The sequence below is a fragment of the Bradyrhizobium sp. 139 genome (genome assembly GCF_023074175.1).
GTDB lineage: Bacteria > Pseudomonadota > Alphaproteobacteria > Rhizobiales > Xanthobacteraceae > Bradyrhizobium.
The window spans coordinates 38,012-56,401 of record NZ_JADPKS010000036.1 but is presented as its reverse complement, the minus strand read 5'-3'; the positions used below and the strand labels follow the sequence as shown (position 1 = coordinate 56,401).

The following is an 18,390-nucleotide window of genomic DNA, read 5'->3' as shown; positions in this document are numbered from 1 at the left end:
CGGGCAAGAAACGCGAAATCTACGAGGCAGTCTGATCAGCTAGTACCGGAAGCTTCTGGAAAAGATCGAAAATCCCGAGGTCAATCCGACCTTGAAGGTGAAAAAGCGCCGCCAACATGACGAGCGGAAGGCTGGACGTGGGATACCGCTCTTTGGATGGAGAAGTGGAGGCGTCAAGCCCCCACGATGTGCCGCCCTTCCGATTTTCTCCATCACCAACTTTCGGCGAGGGCGCCGGTCCGGTGGATCGCGGCCGTCCAAAGAGTGCCTTGGCACGAGGCGTTATCCGTCAGTTGCCCTGCGAACGCTCGTCAGCTGCAAGATCAATCGACAACCCCGGGTCGAATTTTCCTCCGTGTTGGTACGCGCCATCTGCACGTACCACAATTTCCAGCGTGGCTCGCCAACCTCGCCAATCAGGCGCTCAGCAAGGAATCACAAGTGATTCCTTCAACTAGAGCTAAAGATTTCGCCAATCAGCCCGGGTGATCGAGCTTATGGGAAATTGAAAGAGACCGCACAGGCCATCTTCGCGCTGGCAATGCTTGATCACTTTCTTTCCAATACAAGTCCGCGCGACCCAAGCTTTTCCCATAAGGAATCAACGGTGTACTGAGGCAGTCGGAGCCCGAAGACATTGGCCAAGATCTGCTGCAGTTCGATCTTCGTTTCGAGTGTTTGTGTTTCCTTAAATTGGCTGCGAGTCAATCTGAGCTTCTTGTTAAGCAAGGTTGCATGCCCCTCCGATGTCAGCACACTCATCATGAGGACGGATGGAAAGGGCATACGGTCCCAGCGTGCGCAGATGAAGTTGGCGCCCTCGAAATCTGGTGGCAGGGCGACGGCTCGGTCGATACCGAAAAGAGCGAACCATTCATCTTCGTTCTTGCGTTCAAGCACGAGCTCTCCACTGGCCGGGTCGGCCCGCAGACGATACACGTCATGGCCAACTATTTGCTGCTCCTTCGTATCGATTCGTAGCGGTGCAATCGGTGCCGGACCGGGAAAGCCTGCATCGGCAAGCCAGTCGCAGCCCTCTATGGTCACGATCAATGCATGATGTGTGCGTGGGCCACCTTCCGGAGCCCCCATGCGCACCCTGCAAAGAATGGGCCGGACCGTGAAATTGAGTGCTTCGAGAGCCAAGCCAAACAACTTGTTCAATTCGAAGCAATAGCCGCCTCGCCGGGCATCGATCAGTTTGGCCCAGATGGAATTTTCAGTCAGATCGGGAATATCGCCCAGCAGAACTTCAATGTTCTCATAGGGGATCGCACGCATTTGCGCTTGCTGTAGCGCAAGAAGGCCATCAACCGTTGTCGGGACTTGAGCAAGGCCGATCCGATCGAGATAGGTCGCAATTTTAAATGCCATGGCACGTCCTTGATATCTGGATTCGTTTGATTAAGGGGCCCGAAGCGCAATGACTTCGCAGGCCAACGTGTAGCAGCGTAAAAGTGTTCATCTCTCCTATAGAAATGAAACAGCCCGAGCACTCCGGCGACAGCCTCAGTGCCGGTATCGAGCCAACGGGCCATTTGTGCACGGCCGGAACAGCCCGTAGGACTTCCGGTCGGCGGCGGTTTGCAACGGCGATCTTCCAGCCTTGCGAATTATTTCGTCTCGCCTCGCCGCGAACGCTCCGCGTTTCCAGGTTCACCGTCGCCGGCGATCCGCCATCGCTGAGTAGAGAACGGCAACAGCTTCCAGCTGAGGAATCGCTCTCAGCTACACCAGCAGTTTCCGCCGCGTTCAACATGACATCGCCTTGATCAATCGTACTTACGAAATTGCAGCTCTTGCGCTACTAACGAGCGGCTGTCGCTCTTTTGGATTGCTCAGCCGCGCCCGCGATAAGGCGCCACGCCTGTATCGGGCGCAGGTCGTGCAGCCCAAGCTCGCCTCCCGTATTAAACACTTGCCGAGCCTTGAATACCCGTACGGCGAGCAGAAGTTTCTTTGGCGACAGCTTGGCCAAACAGCCGACAGTGTGACGACGCGCGCCACTGGCGAAACGCAGCAGATCGGCCGACTTCATGGCGGTATGTCTTGGTTGATACATAGGTCACGGTTTAGTCCTTGATGAGCGCCAGAAATTTGCTACGCAGCATCTTGCTGTCGCGGAAGCCACCGCGCATGATGCTGGTCACCATAGTGGTTTCCGTCTCGCGAACGCCGCGCCAGATCACCCACTGGTGCCGCACCTTAATGATGAGGGCCAATCCCTTCGGATCAATGCGGCGCTCCAGCTTGTCTGCCAAAATAGCATCAACTTCCTCTTGGAGTGCGGGCGCGCCACGATCCAGTTGGCCACACGCACAACTTTGCTGATACCGATCACCGACTTACCAGGCAGCACGCCGACCCACATGCGCCCAATAACGGGAACAAAGTGGTGCGAGCACGTCGATCTCACGGTGATGGGGCCAACTTGCGTTGAGCTCATCAAATATCCTAACCGGGCGCTTTGCCTCGTTCTTGCGCGAACAAGTTGATCTGCGGGCGCTTCTGCATTTCGGTAGTCCACATGATGCCCCTGGCCGTCGGAACGGCCGCTTGTCGCCACCCCTGCGATTACCTGCCCTTGAGATCCTGGATGATTTCGAGATTTCCACCGTGTCGGCACCATGGCCGGTCGCGCGATGCCATCCATTGTGCTGCGTAGCGCCGCCAACGTTCGAACAATGACGGAGCTGCTTGATAGAATAGATAGCTTTCATCTGAACTCTTGAGTGGTGACGGCGAGAGACCGCTGTTCTTGAAATGCGTCCTTCACCGTCGCTGCAATCAACATGCCGAAAACCGCTATGCTAGTCTTGCTGGAAGACAACAACACCATGTGCTTTGCCAGCGCGCGCGGAAACATTTTACGCCCTGATGTCAGGGGGCCGGACATGAACGTCTTCAAGACGACACGGCTGAAAACAAACATAGGGGCGTCAAAACATGATCCGGTCCCCTTGCCGATCTCGTGCGTCTGCGCCATGTGGCTGAAACCACATTCAGTGAAGTCTAGCCTAATCGCGCGAGCTTCGTTCACAAACGCCTCCTCATTTATGTGACGCTTCAATAGCTTTCACTTTGCGCATCGATGCCGTCACGGAGCGTCTACCCCTTCAAAGCCGCGACAACGGCGGACAGCGCTGTTCGCTCCGTGACATCAAGGAGGTCGGAGCGCGCACGAATTCAATCAGCAAACAGGGCCCGATGGTCCCTCGGTGGGGCATCCAGTTCACTGAACGTCTTCGTTCTTCAGCGCACGGTTGGGATGGCCGCTTGAGGATTGGACAAAGACATTCCAGCCGCGGCAACAGTCGCGTAACGCTCTTTGCTGCGGCTTCTAGGCGGAGCTCCGCGGGATAGCCCCCATCAGGCACCGTGCGCACCAAAGCTGACTTTTGGCGGCCGCGCTCTCGGAAGTCCGGCAGCCGGATCAGGGCGGCTGTTTCGAATCACACACTTCGTTTGCCAATCCCGGCGAAAGGCTCATGCGCGCGAAAGAGGACTTGGTACGAGCCTTGCTTGCTGAGGCGCAAAACCATGTGCTTCGCGCGAGCCGACGGATTACCTCCGCTCGGTGTCGGTTCCAGACATTGGATGTCTGCAACCGGACAGGGTGGAAAACAACAACACGCAACGGGCGACATCCATAATCGTCGGTCAAGGAGACATAGCATGTCCGGTATTGCAGGCGCATTTCTGTTGCCTTCAAGCCGCTCACAAAGGACGGTTTACGATCAGCTCAAGCACATGGTGCCGAAGCTCGAAAACCGTGGACAAGAGGGGTTCGGCGTTGCCGCGTTTATGCATGAAGAACGGTTTCAACATACAAAGTCATGCCGGCCAGCAGGCAAACTAGCAGGTGTTGATTTCACTGAGCAGGACGCGCATTTCAGACCGCATGTAGCTATAGCACACGTTCGCACTCCCTCTCACAGCGAGAAGAGTGATGCCGACTTCCAGCCCTTTGACAATCATAAAGCCTCCTGCCGCCGTTTGACGGTTTGTTTGAACGGGGCTCTGGTCAACGCTGATGAACTTAGGAAAGAACTGCACGCTGAAGGTCATTCCATCAGCGGCAAAACCGATGCGGAGCTCTTGCTCAGGCTGATCGAGAGCGTTTGTGAAAGAGACTATTGGCAGCACGGTCTGCCGGTTAACTACGAGAAAGTCTTCCAAGACATTGACAAGGGTGTTGACGGAGCCGTCAGTGCACTCTTGTTGGATGGCCTAGGAAATCTGACCGCCTTCCGCAATCGCAGGGGTTTGCGGCCTTTGGAATTCATGCAAACCGAAGATGGTTTTCTACTTTTTGCCTCAGAAAACAGTGCTTTCTCTGGGCTACAAGGCCGAGTCGACGAAATCCGGCCAAGTCACATCAAGCATGTGAACGGCAGAACGGGAGACTGCCTTGATCACTTTGTGGGCCAGGCTCGACACAGCCCCAAGCTTTGCGCCTATGAAACGCTCTATCTGGGAAATGCAAGAACGTTGGTGCAAGGGCAATCTCACCTGGCAACTCGTCATGATATAGGCATGACCTTGGGCCGAATTGTCTGGCCGCGATTAGCAGTCGAAACAAGCTCCGCTCCCATAATCGTTTCTTCCATGCCGCGCACCGGGACAACGTATGCCGACGGTCTATTTGCATCGCTGGCCAAGCAGCAAAGTGCGCTCGTCCATCGGCAGGAGGTGATCGCAGTAAACCGCTCTCAGCGCACACTTATCGGGTCTCTTGGCGAGCGCAAATCGCTCATCTGGCAAAAGTACCGCGTCGCAACGAACGACGTCACGGATAGAATCATCGTCGTAGCCGATGAAGCTCTTATTCGTGGCGATACAAGTCGCGCAGTGACGGAGATGCTTCTTGCCGCTGGGGCAAAGGCTGTGCATTGGGCAATCGGTTCGCCGCCTATCGTTGCACCAAATTACTACGGCATCGGTATCGAGACCATAGATGAGCTAGCGTTCTGGAAAATATGGAAAAGCCTGGCACCCGAAACGCGGCACGATAGCCTGCGCTTTCATAGGGTCGCGCCGCAAACGCTCCGGGTGATCGAACGCAAAATTGCTCTATCGATCAACGCTACTAGCATCACGTATTTGCCCTTTGAAGATCTGCTTTCCTTGCTGCCGCGGGGACATGAGGGAATTGATCTTTCTGCGTTTACGTTCGAGATGCCGACCCCTGGCGGGCAAAAACGCGCAGACGAGAATTTGAATAGATTGATCGCCGATCTCACCTCAACGAAAACGTCTGCAGCATGAGGCCATGATGAAACCTGCTCTTGTATTCGACTGGAACGGCACTCTCCTCGACGACGCCGACGCCTTGCTACAAACGACGAACACCATTTTGGGCCGCTTCGGCCGGGCTGCCATCGACATGCAAACTTTTCGGGATCATTTCGATGTTCCACTTTCCGTTTTTTTCCGCAATCTAGGAATATCGGAGAGCGAAATCGAAACGGTCGATAGCCATGACAGCGCTATTTTTCACGACACTTACGAACCGCTGGCGAGCAAAGCCGATCTGCGCGAAGGCGCGCGTTGCATTTTGGAAACGGCACGTCAACAAGAGGTCTCCAGCATTATTGTCAGTAACCATATAGTCGATCCCCTTATTACCCAATTACGAAGACATGGAATCGAAGATTGTGTCGCGGAGGTTCTGGCTTTTGAAAGCCGCGCTACTCAATATAAAGGCATAAGCAAAGGAGAGCGGCTTCGTCTGTATATGCGAGCATACAATCTGAACCCCAGCTCAACGTTCATCGTCGGGGACATGCCGGTCGAAACGGATATTGCACGCGAACTTGGCTTGATCAGCGTAGCCATTACGGGCGGATTTGTTTCCGAGACGCGTCTGCGAGCGGCGCAGCCGGATTATCTCATCGAGGACCATCATAAGCTGCTGCCCATTCTGCAGGAGCGTGGCCTTTTTCAGAACTCATAAAGACGCAGAGCATGACTGAAACTCCGTCAACTGCAACGCCTGGGAAAGTCGGACAACGAATCGGCCTAATCGGCGCAGGGCGCATGGGAACAGGCATAGGAATCAGTCTTTTGCGTCATGGCACTGAATTGCATATCAAAGTCAACAGAACCCGTGTTGGCGCGGAACGCTTGACTGGCATGGGTGCTCATGAGCACACCGCAATTTCTGAATTGGCCCGGCATGTAAGTGCCGTCGTTTTATCACTGCCCTCAAGTTGCGAGGTCGAGGAAGTCTGCCTTGGGCAACATGGGCTATTTGCACATTTGCCCCGACAGAGTTTGATACTTGACTGCACCACGTCCTATCCTGCTTCAACCCTCACTTTAGCCGAACAGGCCAAAAGGCATGCATTGCACTTCATAGATGCCCCCGTAACACGAAGCCCTGAACAAGCTGAGCAAGGGCGCCTCAACGCCATCGTTGGATCGGATCAGAACACGTTTCCTATCGCGGCTCGCGTTCTTACCGCATTTTGCGAGAACATCGTCCATGTGGGTGATATTGGACAGGGCCATAAGCTCAAACTTGTCTATAATAGCATGACGATGGGCATGGCGGCGGTGGTAGCCGAAGCTTGCCAGCTTGCCGATGCCGTTGACGTCGACCTTGCAACCTTACGCTCCTTGGTCAGTCGCGGCGCGACCAACAGCGGGATATTCCAAAACTTTGCAGCCTTTTTGTTGGACGAAAAGCCGGATGCTTTGGCAATATCGATCAGAAACGCCAAAAAGGATATTCACTGCGGCGTGCGATTAGCGAACGAAAACGCGTTGAAGGTGCCAGTTCTGACTGCCGCCGCGCAAAAGTTCCAAACCTGTCTCGCCGAAGGCAAAGGTGAATTGACCTTACCTCATCTTGCGCTTTCCTCAAGGGGATGACGAATCACGACAGAATTAGCGGCGATGCGCCCAAAACAAACCTCTACGGTCCATGTCTTCCTGTTCTCCAGCATCGCCTTCACACTGATGCCCAAAGCATCGGCTAGATGCTTTTGTGCTCAGCGGACTTGAAAGCGATGCTCGAGCCCGGGCTGCTGTTTTGAGCACGCAGGCTCGGCCGTCGTTCCCGCTTTGCTCTTTGAAGAATACCAGGCGATCACGAGAGAGGAGACCGCGATTTGGCGCAACAGCCACGTACGGACGGTGAAAGAGCTCGAGGACGTCACCGGCCACAAAGCGGTTGCATAGCTTCTGACGACGCCGGTCTAGCTATGCGGAATGGCACCGCGAACGTGTCCTGGCTGATGAGGTTGAGGCGGGCATAGCGAACATGTTTAGCCGGATGCTCAAGGAGCTGAGCAACAGACATCTCCTCAACATACCGCAAACCTTTTAGGAGCGAGGTGAATAGTAACGTGTGAAGCCTATTCGACCATGTTCTTCATTCAGAACTAGCTCTGGAGGGATGGGGCCTAAACGAGGGTGCGCGCTTAATCTTCCTAGTATTGGCCGATACGGGACTTCAGCCGTCTGAGTTTGTCAATCTGCAACCTCACGCAGTCCGACTCAACACCCGCCCTACGTCGAGATCCTTCCAGACGGGCCGCGGTCTTGAAGACGTAAGACCCGCGCCGAGAAATTCCTCTTGTCGGAACCGCGCTTGGCGCGGCCCTGCCGTCGAGTTTTCATCCAGGAGCGGTTAGAGCCTCGGAGTTGTGCAGCGACGCGCATGCCTGAAAGCGCCCGCAAAGCTGCCCAGATTACTCGCGGACCAGTGCGGCAAGTTCCGCTTCAAGGTAGGCGTCGTTCCGCTCCCACCTTCTCGCGGCACATGGGATAGGCGAGTTTCACGATCTCTTTGAAGGGATCGGCTTGTGTCTATGCTTGACCATACGCTTAAATCGGACGTGACGGCGCGCCGGCTGGAAGTGATCACGGAGACGGGACGCCGTCGTTGGTTCTCCAAGGACGACAAGGCCCGGATCGTCGAGGAGACGCTGGTCCCGGGCGCCGTCGTTTCCGAGATTGCCCGGCGACACGGGCTGACCCCACAACAAGTGTTCACCTGGCGCCGGCAAGCACGCCGGTTGCCGACGCCGATGGCTGACGATCCGCCGTTTGTACCGGCGGTGGTAGACGCCTTGGTACCGGCCGTGGCTGTTGGCCATGAGCGCAAGACAGCGCGACGCAAGGCCAAGCCGGATATCGGGGGCATCGAGATCGAAGCCGAGGGCGTCACTATCCGGGTCGGCCGAGGCGCGGATGTGGCGATGATTGCGGCCATCGTCCATGCGCTGAAGGCAAGCCGGTGATCGGCCCGTCCGGAACTGTCCGGGTGATGGTGGCAACCAAGCCGGTCGACTTCCGCAAGGGAATGGAGGGGCTTGCCATGTTGGTACGCGAGCACATGCAGGCTGACCCGTTCTCGGGTGCTGTTTATGTGTTCCGTGCCAAGCGCGCAGACCGGATCAAGCTGATCTTCTGGGATGGCACGGGTTTGTGCCTGTTCGCCAAGCGGCTCGAAGACGGCGTCTTCCGCTGGCCGAAGATCGAGGATGGCGTGATGCGTTTGTCGGCGGCGGAATTGTCGGCGCTGCTCGAAGGGCTCGATTGGCGGCGTGTCCACGCGGCACGGGAGACGGTCGTGCCGACGCAAGTCGGATAATTGTGGGCCGTGCTGCGGCGAAGTGAATCAGGGGCATCGAGCACGTCGTCAAGCGGGCGCGAATATGCTCTGATTTACCTGTGAGCGATAACCTTCCTGATGATCCCGAGACGCTCAAGGCGATGCTGCTGGCAGCGCTTCACGAGAGCGAGCGGCTGCGTCAGATTATCAAGGAGCTGCAACGCCACCGCTTTGGCCGGAAGGCAGAGTCGCTTCCCGAGGAGCAGATGCTGCTGGGCCTCGAGGACGTCCAACAGGTCGCAGCCTTTGCCGAGGCCGGTCAGGACGAGACAACCCCGGAAGGCCGAGCGGAGCGCGCACGCAAGCGCCGCGTCAATCGCGGAGCACTGCCGGCCCACCTGCCGCGGATCGAGGTCGTCGTCGACCTCGACGACAAGACCTGCCCCTGCTGCCAGGGCGAACTGCATCGGATCGGTGAAGACAGGAGCGAGCGGCTGGACATGGTGCCGGCGCAGTTCCGCGTTGTCGTCACCCGGCGTCCTAAATACGCCTGCCGAGCCTGCGAAGATGGCGTCACGCAGGCCGAGGCTCCGGCCCGGCTGATCGAGGGCGGCCTGCCGACGGAGGCAACCGTCGCCCAGGTTCTGGTGTTCAAATATGCCGATCATCTGCCGCTCTACCGGCAGACCCAGATCTATGCCCGCCAAGGCATCGCTCTCGATCGATCGACGCTGGCGGACTGGGTTGGGCATGCCGCCTTCCATCTGCGCCCGCTGCATGAGCGCCTTCTCGCTCTGCTTCGCGCGAGATCCAAGCTGTTCGCCGACGAGACGACGGTGCCGGTGCTCGATCCCGGTCGAGGGCGCACCAAGACCGGCCAGCTCTGGGCCTATGCAGCCGACGACAGGCCCTGGGGCGGCCTCGATCCGCCCGGCATTGCCTATGTCTATGCACCCGACCGCAAAGCCGAGCGGCTGTTCAGCCATCTTGCCGGCTTCAAGGGCGTCCTGCAGGTCGATGGCTACAACGCCTATCCAAAGCTTGCCGAACGCGGCGGAGTCGAGCTCGCCTTCTGCTGGGTGCACATGCGGCGCAACTTCTACGAACTCGCGACAGCCGGCCCCGCTCCAATCGCGAGCGAGGCGCTCAAGCACATCGCCGCATTCTATGCGATCGAGAAGGAGATCCGCGGCCGCAGCGCGGAGGAGCGTCGCCTCGTGCGGCAGCAGAAGAGCCGACCACTGGCCGATGCCTTTGAGGTATGGCTGCGCGCCAAGCTGGCTCTCATCAGCCAGAAGATCAAGCTCGCCGAGGCCATCCGCTATGCTCTCTCGCGCTGGCAAGGACTAACGCGCTTCATTGACGATGGCCGGATCGAACTCGATAACAACACCGTCGAGCGATCGATCCGCGGTATCAAACTTTGCCGCAAGAATGCACTATTTGCAGGATCCGACGGCGGCGCCGAGCATTGGGCGGTCATCGCTTCCTTGGTCGAGACCTGCAAGATCAACGACGTCGATCCGCTCGCCTACCTCACCGACGTCCTGACCAGGATCGTCATCGGACATCCAAACCGCGACATCGACCTGCTACTGCCCTGGGCCTACCGCGCTCAAGCCCTCAAAGCCGTGGCCTGAGAACGACGCTTACGAGCTTGCCAAGGAGGCGCTCATGCAACGGAGTAGATGGAAGGCTGCTTGCCCCACCCAGTCCGCCAGCGTCGAACGATCGAGCTCAATGCCCTGGCGGGCGCAAATCTGCGCCTGCCGATACAACGGCAGGTGATCGGCATATTTGGACACCAGAACCTGGGCGACAGTGGCTTCGGTCTTCGCAAGCAGCATCGCTTTCAGCGTCTCAGGATCGTCAGGCAGGCTTCGGACACCCAGTTCAAATATTCGCTGCAATCTGGCGACGCGTCCGACGCTCCTGATTCACTTCGCCGCAGCGCCGCCAGCAGCTATCCCGCTTGTGCGGGCGCCGGCGTCGCCCGTGCTTCATGCACAAGCCGTCAGTCGAGCCCCTCCAGCAGCGCCGACAATTGCGCCGCCAACAGACGCATCACACCGTCCTCGATCTTCGGCCAGCGGAAGATTCCATCCTCTAGCCTCTTGGCGAACAGACACAAACCCGTTCCGTCCCAAAACACCAGCTTGATCCGATCCGCCCGCTTGGCCCTGAACACATAGACAGCTCCCGAGAATGGGTCAGCCCACATGCTCTCGCGCACCAGGGTAGCAAGCCCCTCCATTCCTTTGCGAAAGTCTACCGGTTTGGTCGCCACCATCACCCGGACCGCACCCGACGGACCGTTCACCGGCTCGCCTTCAGCGCCTAGACGATCGACGCAATCGTTATTGGGTCCGCACCACGACCGGCCCGGAACGTGATGCCATCAACTTCGATCTCTTGGTTCCGGAATCCGCCTTAGCCTTGCAGCGCAACGCTTTACGCTCACGGCCGAGAGCGCTCACCGGCACTACGGCATCCACCACCGCTGGCACAAACTGTACTTCTTCTGCTTCGGAATGACCGCCCGATGCTTTGCGCAACTGACGGCGCCAGCCAAAGAACTGCTGCGGCGGCAATCCATCGAGCTACCGAACAGACCGAGTCGCCGCTCGCAACGATCCGCGCCTTATCCTAGTCGCTCCACTTCCGCCGACGGCCGGCTCGGGTGAAGACCTCAAGCCGCCGCACCGTCTCCATGATAGCACTATGCACAGTGTCCATCAAACCGCAGACTCGCAGATCGCCCCGTCTTCCGGTAGGTGGCCGCCGAACAGCGCTTACGCTTCAAGCTAGGCTGGTGCTTGAAGATCGCCTCGATCAAAGCTTGCGCCGGCTGCTCGGAAGGCAGCGCCCGCTTTGTCACCGCGCGCCGAGGGAGCGAAGACCCGCTGGATCACGGTCGGCGAGCCTTTAAGACCACATTTGGAAAGGTCCTCGACGCCCGCGTCCTGTGCGTTCCATTTCACGAATGGCGCGCGGGCGGCTCGTAGCGCATCCGCCATGGCGCCGCGGCAAATCTAGTTGGTGGCCTCGAGAATGGTAATGAGACACAGCAGCCTGGTAGGCAGAACCTGGACACCGCCTTCGGCTCGTCGTTCCGTTTCAATTGTGCGCACGATCGGATCTAGTGCTCTGATCTTGCCGACGTAGGTCAGCCGTAGCATGCCAAGTCGCTTCGCAATGCCGGGTCCCACCTGCGCGGTGTCGCCGTCGATGGTTTGCTTGCCGGTAAAGATGAAGTCGGGCGGTCCATGCTCCTTACCAACTTTTCGGATGGCGGCTGCCAATGCGTAAGTTGTTACCAGAGTATCGGAGCCAGCGAAGCAGCGGTCACTGAGCAGAATGGCTCGATCGGCGCCGAATGTCAGCGCCTTGCGTAAGGAGTCTTCGGACGACATTGGCCCGATTGTAAGCACGGTGATTTCGCCGTCAAACCGATCGCGCAATTCCAGCGCTGCCTCGAGCGCGAAGAGATCGTATGGATTGATGATCGTCGGCACGCCCTGACGCATGATGGTGTTGGTCACGGGGGGCACGCGGATCTGCGCGGAGCCGGGAACCTGCTTGATGCAGACGACGAGCGCCGCCTTCAAAGTCGTATAGGCGCTGCCAGCAAACGGGTGCACCCGCGAGCCTGCGATTGAGGTCACGTTGACAATCGATCCTGCCGCGGCTTTTAGCTCGCCAAAAAAAGCCCTGCGCAAGCAGGATCGCAGCCACCAGAGTGAGATGGAACACACTCATCCACGTTTCGATCAACGTCGTCAACGATGTCTGCGGCGCGCCATTTTGCGCTTTCGGCGAAACGCCGGCATTGTTGATCAATGCGTACAAGGACGCACCTGCGAGCGTTGTTTGACCTCAGAGATTGTGCGCGGCAGCATTCGATGATCACTGAGATCGACTTGGATATCCGTCCGCTGGCCCATCATCGATGCGTCAAGACCATGATTGCGCAGCTCGGGGGTCGTTCCGACAGGCAACCTTCGGAAGCGTCTGATGCCTTCGACGCGATTCCGAGGTTAGTCGAGGATGCCCAAGATCGCAACCCGCTGCTCACGGACCGTGGACGCGCATTTCGTTCTCGGGTGCTTTGCCGAGATCTGCACTAGCCGCTCTCTGATGCGAGCAGCCTTCCAAGTTGGACAGCTAACTCCCACGTGCTTGAACCAATACGCGCATCAACGCTAACATTCTGGATGGCGGGATTTCTAGCTCCAGTACCTAACGCAACGTGAGATTAGAGCGATTTCTTCCTGAGGAATGTTGTGCTGAAGTTACAGCAATTCACGATGATGTTGCCAAGACGCGCAGAGCCGGGGTTCAAGTGAGGAATAACACTCCAATGAAGAATTTGCCGCTTCTGACTGCAAGCATCGTCGCAATCAACGCGGCGGTCCCGCATTTGGCGCGGATCTCGCTCCACAGCCTGTCCAATCCAACGCGCCGCAGCTCTCGGTCGCTCCCGCGATCTGTGACTGGACCGGTTACTATATGGCATTAACGGCGGCTGGGGCTCGAGCCATAACTGCTGGGATTTCGCAGGCGTTACTCCCGAAGGCTGCCATGGTATGACCGCCGGCACTATCGGTGGCCAGATTGGCTATCGCTGGCAGATGTTCAATGTGGTCTACGGCGTTGAAGGCCTGGACGACTGGGCAGAGTTCAGCGGCTCCAATATCAGCACCGCTTTCCCGTCGAACATCAATCGAACCAAGACGGATGCGTTCGGCTTGCTCACCGGCCAGATCGGCTACGCTTTCAAAACCCTGCTGCTTTGGGCCAAGCGCGGTGCTGTGGTGACCAGCAACACAGACCAGACCAACTCGACGGTCACTGGGGCGGAGCTTGCTAAAAGCGATATTGTCCATTGGGGCGCGCCGTAGGCGCTGGCCTGGAAGTTAACTTCGCCCCCAGCTGGTCAGTTGGCGTCGAGTATGATCACCTGTTCATCCCGGAGAGCAACGTGACCTTCCCCGCTGCCGGGTCGGATCGCATTCACCAGGATGTCGATATGGTAACCCTTCGGCTTAACTACAAGCTGTTTCCGGTGGTTAGAAATCGCGATCTCAACGCGTTTGCGGCGGATTGAGGAGCCCCGACCTTCGGTCGGGGCTTTTTCTTCGGAGTGCTCTTCCGCGCAGCGCTGACTGGACGCCTTTGCAGAAGCGCCGCCTTTGCAAGTTACGCAAGGGACATGATCTTCTGCACTGGGCCCTGCGATATGCGCCTCGTCGGCAGCGGCACACTGGGTGCACGCGCCAGATCCCAGCCTTCCGCCTCTGAAATGCGCGTGGTGTGTACGGTCAAGGATAACGACACGATTGTCAGGTTCGAGATATCGTTGTTTCCAATCTGACGCGCCCGCGCAACATGAGGCGACTAGAGAACCTTCAGTTTTCAAGCGGCACGCTGCTTGCTTCATTTCGTACCGCCGTCACCGATGCCGGCTTCACGGCGCTTGGCTAAAAACCGGATGCGCGCAATGGAGTGTTTGATGTGATCTGGAGTTCGTTTCTTCAGGAGCCGCGATGATTGCGCCCATCGCTAGCTGCGAGGTCAATTCGGCAGGCCTTGGCCCAGCAATAAAGCTGACGCCCGTTCTGTGGAGCTGGTCAGAGGATAAGTTGGCGCGCAGGCCGGCGACGGTTGCGGCCGGTCGTCTTTCATTAATCCTTCGCCGATGTATAGCGACGTCGCCCCCTGTTTCTAGCCGGTCGGTCTGCTCGACAAGATGAAGGTCAGGCGCAGTGTGCGAACTGATTCGAAGTAGCAACTGCCACCCGGATCTCTCACCCCGTACAGCCAACGCTCGGATCATAGTCCGGTTTGAGTCGCTGCTGCGCTGGAACGATCCACTGCTTGTCCAAACCGCGCTCTCGAAGCACATGCGAAACTGCTCTTTAAAAGGAAGAGGCTTGATGGCAAGTCGCTACATGCCACATATCGGGATGGTTGCGTTGGCCAGTCAGCAGTATCTGGCGATCGCGTTGATCTATTCGGCCATTCCGGTGATCCTTCGGGGCAACGGCGCCAGCCTGGAACTGGTCGGCTTGTATGGCACGGTCTTCTTTGCCTTCACCGTTAACTTTCTTTGGGCCCCCGTCGTGGATCGATGGAGCCTCAATCGTCTCGGGCTGAGGCGGTCATGGATCCTGTTGACCCAAATCGCCACTACCACTGCGCTGGCAGCGATGGCATTTTTGAACCCAAAGACCGATTTCGTGCCGGTTTTTCTTGTTTCTCTCGCCCTTGCGACCGTCGCCGCCACACAGCGGATCGCAACATTGGGCTACATAGCGGAAGCCCTCGGTTCCGGCGAGCGTCCGCTCGGTGCTGCGCTGCTGGGCTGGGGACGGGTCGTCGGCCACGTGATCGGTGGCGCGGTCTGCCTCCAGCTGATCGAGATTGTCGGTTGGCGTCCGGCCTTGCTGGGCTTAGCGCTGCTGCTAGCCGTTTTCGCTGGATGGGTGTTCGCGATTCCTGAACCGCTCCATTGCATGAACCGAGTGCGCTCACCGCAGCGCCTGTCTATCTTCCCGATCCTTCTCAACAACGGCATGTGGACAACGGCTGCATTGATCGCGCCCGGCGTTATCGGGATCGCGCTGGCGTTTGCAATGGTGCAGTTGCGGCTCGTCGATCTCGGCTTTGCCGCGGCAGATATCGGATGGATCGGAGCGCTCTCGAACGTAGTCACGTATACTATCATCGCGCCAGTGACCAGCGCGATCCTGACCCGAATGGCGCCGAACCGGGGCGTGATCTGGGGCTGTGCAGTCCTGGCCATCGGTTTTGGAGCGCTTGCGATTATCGATCGCTATGTCGGCGTTCGCGTGAGCGCCGTCGCGAGCGTTGGGATCGTGTTCGCGGCCCTCGCAGTCCAGCATGTTACATTCACAAACTGGTTTCTCGCGCTCGCCCGGCCAGGCAAGGCGGGGACAGATGTCACGTTCCTGACTTCGGTGATGTCGGCGTTCGCATTGATAGGCTTCGCGGCGAGCGGGTTTATCGCGGCAAGATTTGGCTACAGGGTCACGCTGATATTGCCGGGTCTCGGCTATGCTCTCTCAGCCTTGCTCGCTGCGGCATTCATCCGCGCCGCCAATCTGACACCGCAGCGCGTGGCGAGAGACTGATGATCGGACTCACGCACTAACCAGTCTTCCTGAGTCAGAGCGTCGCGGTCGACAGCAATCATACATTTGAGGAAACTAGAGGCGGCCCAGCGATTGAGCACCTGGATTGCCCTCGAGATCATCCAACCTGCGCGGATTCGGATCGCTGGCGCTCTGACAGCCTTCCTGATTGCCTTGCAGAAACAAGAACTCGGTCTGTTTGATCGATGATTGCCTCATGGCCAGCATGAGATCCACATCCGAGTCGTCTTGTCTTGATGTTCACATTCATTTCGACCGCAATACTGCTCATGATCCGTTCGGGCGTCCAGATGGCCCTTTAGGAACCGTACAGGCATGCATAGTCGAGGGACAGCGGCAGCTTTTTAACCCATTGCGGCGCGCTTTTGGACCATAGAGATGCACGTGCGTCGTTGATTGCGGAAGGTGTGCGCATAGCTTTGCAGTTCGAACGCCGTCCGCCCACCATGACAAGCGGTGAATAGTGGACGATTGTCTGGAGGGATACCTGTTGCCAGCTTAGGCGCCGCGCGGCCGCCGGAAGACGCTACGCTTGGGCTGTTCGTGCCAGCCTGATTTTACTTAGAACTTTGAAAGCTGGGCAGAGTAGCCGTGGCGCATCGGCCGCGTCGAATCCACCAGCCCCCTCCAGAAGGAGCTTGTCGACCGGGTTTACAAGCTGGTCTTTTGATCGATTCATACCTGTAAGATAGCATATATTCGAACCAGTAGCATTTTTAAACTCACGAGAAAAAATCTACTGAAGCAAACCGATCAGCTTGAATCAAACAACCGATCTTCATTGCCGCCTTCAGCCACGATCGGCGACTGAAAACCTCACGTCCTACGAACACCTGCAAATGCTGGACCTCCCTAGCCGGACCGATTCTAACTTAACGCTCCAAAGCATGCCCGGGACCAAGCACGTAGTTGCCGTATACAACGTGCGCGCTAGGAGCAAGTGGCTTCGTCACATGGCAGGTCGAGCTTGCTCAATGCCTTGACGAACGATTGCCCATAGGATCGATTTTTGTCTTCACAGCAGTTTTCAGACGCAAACTGGCTTCGATACAATCATCGTCCATCAAGATGCTCACGCAGCATGGACATCAAAAATAAGATTGAGGCGGATCGCCACAATGACGGCTTGGATCCGGCTGGTCGCGCCCAGCTTTCGCATCGCGTTCTTAAGATGAAAGTTCACCGTATTCTCGCTGATTTGTAATATCCTCCCGATTTCCCATGACGATTTGCCCTCTGCCACCCACCGTAGACAATCTAGTTCCCGCTGTGATAGCGCAACTCTCATATTGCAGTTATCTTCCGCCGGGCGTGTGATCTCCACACAAGCGATGTGAAAGTGCCAGGCTAGTGCGTTGAGATGGCCTTTGGAATGTTGAGGATCGGCATCGTCGAACTGAGATGCAAACGACACGACCGATAATCGACCCAATGGCCCAAACAATGGTACACTCATGCCGTGCTTGAGACCGGCCTCTCTGGCCTCATCAAGTACGCGCCTTTCGTCGGGCTGTAGTTGATATTGGTCGGCGAGTTGATCCCACAGAAACGGCCGCGAAAGCGTCGGTGTCCGCCGGACCACCGGATCGATTTTGTGGTACTTTCGCTTAAAATATCGTTCACACCATTCGGGCGGCCACTTAACGGCCACGGCGGGCGGCGGATACTCCGGTAAGCGAAGTGGCTCCGCGAAATTGAGCGCTCCGTAAGAGACTTCGCTGAAGCCTTCGTCGCTGGCACAGCTCACAAGAAGCTCGAAAAGCGATCGGAGGGATTGCGTTCGCGTCGCGCATTCGGTGAAGCTGAAAAGATCCATTTTGGGCGCCTCAGCGGGCTGACCCAAAAGGTCAGTATTGCGCCGCTCGATTGAGCTTGTTTTAAGCGGAGGCAAGTTCCAATCCGTCGCCGAGCCGCTCCGTGATCCCGAGCTCAACGAGCCCGGTGTCACCGCAGATGTTCGGCTTGCCGGCGAGCATGAAAGGACGTGGGCCACGGTCATGCACGATCTACGGATCTGCATCGTCAGGCCGCAACTGATCTTCACCGCGCCGGCGCCGACGAGAGCCCGGTCGATGAGCAGCCCAACAGGCTCCTCGCGCAAGTTTGGCTCCTTGCATGAACAATGCGCGGCGTCTGGGTGCCCTAGTCGGATGCCTCCGACGCGAACAATTCTTTAGGGTTGAGCGCGACCGGCCCTCGTGGTGCAGGACGATGTTCGTCGGGGGGATACCCCGATATGCCGGCAGTCGGAAATTCTGCTTGGTGCAGAGGGCACTTTGCATACGCATCTCCGGAAGGGAGAGAACCTGGGGATGAGAACAGCAAGTGTCGTACCAGTTGCACCGCTCCAAAAAATTGGGTTTAACGACAATGACTTGAGAGAATTGGGATACATGCCGCGGGCGCGTGCGTTGAAGAATTCGCGACATCAGGAGGAAAGCCGACAGCGCCATTTGGCTTAATTGTTCGTGAGGATTGCCTGATTGGCTTTTTCTCTTGACGTGTGATCGGTGCCCCCTTGTGCAAGGCACCGCTGAATCGCTCATTATTGCGTGTCGCTTGCCAAGAACCTGAAAACAAGCGGAAAAGTTCCAGGACAGCGCATGCAGGCTATCTGACTCCTCTGTGAGCCGAATCCGCTCTGACCGACCA

13 protein-coding genes and 5 pseudogenes are annotated in these 18,390 nt (G+C 57.5%); 8 read left to right on the top strand and 10 right to left on the bottom strand.

From position 1 onward, the window contains the following. Positions 1–549: 549 nt before the first annotated feature. The 4 genes and pseudogenes from IVA80_RS09510 to IVA80_RS09495 all read right to left on the bottom strand — a co-directional run bounded on the left by IVA80_RS09510 (position 550) and on the right by IVA80_RS09495 (position 3,040). Positions 550–1,374: an arylamine N-acetyltransferase gene (locus IVA80_RS09510; RefSeq protein WP_247428397.1), complete on the bottom strand. Its 825-nt coding sequence runs from the start codon at positions 1,372–1,374 to the stop codon at positions 550–552. Positions 1,375–1,807: 433 nt separating this feature from the next. Beyond that, positions 1,808–2,038 carry a hypothetical protein gene (locus IVA80_RS09505; protein ID WP_247428394.1) on the bottom strand — a complete coding sequence of 77 codons (231 nt, stop codon included), beginning with the start codon at positions 2,036–2,038 and terminating at the stop codon, positions 1,808–1,810. A 34-nt stretch (positions 2,039–2,072) separates the two neighbouring features. Continuing rightward, positions 2,073–2,371: pseudogene (locus tag IVA80_RS09500) on the bottom strand (GTP cyclohydrolase I). 345 nt (positions 2,372–2,716) lie between these two features. Further along, positions 2,717–3,040, bottom strand: coding sequence for a hypothetical protein (locus IVA80_RS09495; protein ID WP_247428391.1), 324 nt, complete (start codon positions 3,038–3,040; stop codon positions 2,717–2,719). A 635-nt stretch (positions 3,041–3,675) separates the two neighbouring features. On the opposite strand from IVA80_RS09495, the gene IVA80_RS09490 reads away from it, so the two are divergent. The 6 genes from IVA80_RS09490 (at position 3,676) to IVA80_RS09465 (ending at position 10,203) form a co-directional block, all read left to right on the top strand. Beyond that, the gene (locus tag IVA80_RS09490; RefSeq protein ID WP_247428387.1) at positions 3,676–5,268 is read left to right on the top strand and encodes a class II glutamine amidotransferase; all 1,593 of its coding nucleotides are present in this window, start codon (positions 3,676–3,678) and stop codon (positions 5,266–5,268) included. A gap of 4 nt (positions 5,269–5,272) precedes the next feature. Then, the gene (locus IVA80_RS09485) at positions 5,273–5,956 is read left to right on the top strand and encodes an HAD hydrolase-like protein (protein WP_247428384.1); all 684 of its coding nucleotides are present in this window, start codon (positions 5,273–5,275) and stop codon (positions 5,954–5,956) included. Positions 5,957–5,967: 11 nt separating this feature from the next. Then, on the top strand, positions 5,968–6,876 hold the full coding sequence (locus tag IVA80_RS09480; RefSeq protein ID WP_247428381.1) for an NAD(P)-dependent oxidoreductase: 909 nt from the start codon (positions 5,968–5,970) through the stop codon (positions 6,874–6,876). A gap of 941 nt (positions 6,877–7,817) precedes the next feature. Continuing rightward, positions 7,818–8,249 (top strand): transposase, encoded by a 432-nt coding sequence (locus IVA80_RS09475; protein WP_247428379.1) that lies wholly within the window; start codon positions 7,818–7,820, stop codon positions 8,247–8,249. Continuing rightward, positions 8,246–8,602, top strand: coding sequence for an IS66 family insertion sequence element accessory protein TnpB (gene tnpB, locus IVA80_RS09470; RefSeq protein ID WP_247428376.1), 357 nt, complete (start codon positions 8,246–8,248; stop codon positions 8,600–8,602). Before IVA80_RS09475 ends, tnpB (IVA80_RS09470) begins: the two co-directional genes overlap by 4 nt. A 122-nt stretch (positions 8,603–8,724) precedes the next feature. Then, a complete protein-coding gene (locus IVA80_RS09465; protein ID WP_247428444.1) occupies positions 8,725–10,203 on the top strand; it encodes an IS66 family transposase in 1,479 nt (492 codons plus the stop codon). A 22-nt stretch (positions 10,204–10,225) separates the two neighbouring features. On the opposite strand, the pseudogene IVA80_RS09460 reads toward IVA80_RS09465, so the two are convergent. The 4 genes and pseudogenes from IVA80_RS09460 to IVA80_RS09445 all read right to left on the bottom strand — a co-directional run. After that, positions 10,226–10,395, bottom strand: a pseudogene (locus IVA80_RS09460) (transposase); the annotation flags it as partial. 182 nt (positions 10,396–10,577) lie between these two features. Continuing rightward, positions 10,578–10,853: an IS66 family insertion sequence element accessory protein TnpB gene (gene tnpB / locus IVA80_RS09455; RefSeq protein WP_247428442.1), complete on the bottom strand. Its 276-nt coding sequence runs from the start codon at positions 10,851–10,853 to the stop codon at positions 10,578–10,580. 429 nt (positions 10,854–11,282) lie between these two features. After that, positions 11,283–12,105: pseudogene (locus IVA80_RS09450) on the bottom strand (electron transfer flavoprotein subunit beta/FixA family protein). Between the two features lie 51 nt (positions 12,106–12,156). Continuing rightward, positions 12,157–12,489 (bottom strand): annotated as a pseudogene (locus tag IVA80_RS09445) (SDR family NAD(P)-dependent oxidoreductase); the annotation flags it as partial. 434 nt (positions 12,490–12,923) lie between these two features. On the opposite strand from IVA80_RS09445, the pseudogene IVA80_RS09440 reads away from it, so the two are divergent. After that, a pseudogene (locus IVA80_RS09440) lies at positions 12,924–13,670 on the top strand (outer membrane beta-barrel protein). 829 nt (positions 13,671–14,499) lie between these two features. After that, positions 14,500–15,717, top strand: a complete 1,218-nt coding sequence (locus IVA80_RS09435; protein ID WP_247428373.1) for an MFS transporter — start codon at positions 14,500–14,502, stop codon at positions 15,715–15,717. 75 nt (positions 15,718–15,792) lie between these two features. On the opposite strand, the gene IVA80_RS09430 is transcribed toward IVA80_RS09435, so the two are convergent. Further along, positions 15,793–15,954 (bottom strand): hypothetical protein, encoded by a 162-nt coding sequence (locus IVA80_RS09430; protein ID WP_247428370.1) that lies wholly within the window; start codon positions 15,952–15,954, stop codon positions 15,793–15,795. An 856-nt stretch (positions 15,955–16,810) separates the two neighbouring features. After that, positions 16,811–17,554, bottom strand: coding sequence for a LuxR family transcriptional regulator (locus IVA80_RS09425; RefSeq protein WP_247428440.1), 744 nt, complete (start codon positions 17,552–17,554; stop codon positions 16,811–16,813). Positions 17,555–18,390 lie beyond the last annotated feature (836 nt).

Bases quoted from the DNA above. Each gene is read 5' to 3' on its own strand.
- tnpB (WP_247428442.1), bottom strand. From the start codon at position 10,853: ATGGTGGCGACCAAACCGGTAGACTTTCGCAAAGGAATGGAGGGGCTT.
- IVA80_RS09465 (WP_247428444.1), top strand. From the start codon at position 8,725: ATGCTGCTGGCAGCGCTTCACGAGAGCGAGCGGCTGCGTCAGATTATC.
- IVA80_RS09510 (WP_247428397.1), bottom strand. From the start codon at position 1,374: ATGGCATTTAAAATTGCGACCTATCTCGATCGGATCGGCCTTGCTCAA.
- IVA80_RS09505 (WP_247428394.1), bottom strand. From the start codon at position 2,038: ATGAAGTCGGCCGATCTGCTGCGTTTCGCCAGTGGCGCGCGTCGTCAC.
- IVA80_RS09485 (WP_247428384.1), top strand. From the start codon at position 5,273: ATGATGAAACCTGCTCTTGTATTCGACTGGAACGGCACTCTCCTCGAC.
- IVA80_RS09425 (WP_247428440.1), bottom strand. From the start codon at position 17,554: ATGGATCTTTTCAGCTTCACCGAATGCGCGACGCGAACGCAATCCCTC.
- IVA80_RS09490 (WP_247428387.1), top strand. From the start codon at position 3,676: ATGTCCGGTATTGCAGGCGCATTTCTGTTGCCTTCAAGCCGCTCACAA.
- IVA80_RS09435 (WP_247428373.1), top strand. From the start codon at position 14,500: ATGGCAAGTCGCTACATGCCACATATCGGGATGGTTGCGTTGGCCAGT.
- IVA80_RS09480 (WP_247428381.1), top strand. From the start codon at position 5,968: ATGACTGAAACTCCGTCAACTGCAACGCCTGGGAAAGTCGGACAACGA.
- IVA80_RS09475 (WP_247428379.1), top strand. From the start codon at position 7,818: ATGCTTGACCATACGCTTAAATCGGACGTGACGGCGCGCCGGCTGGAA.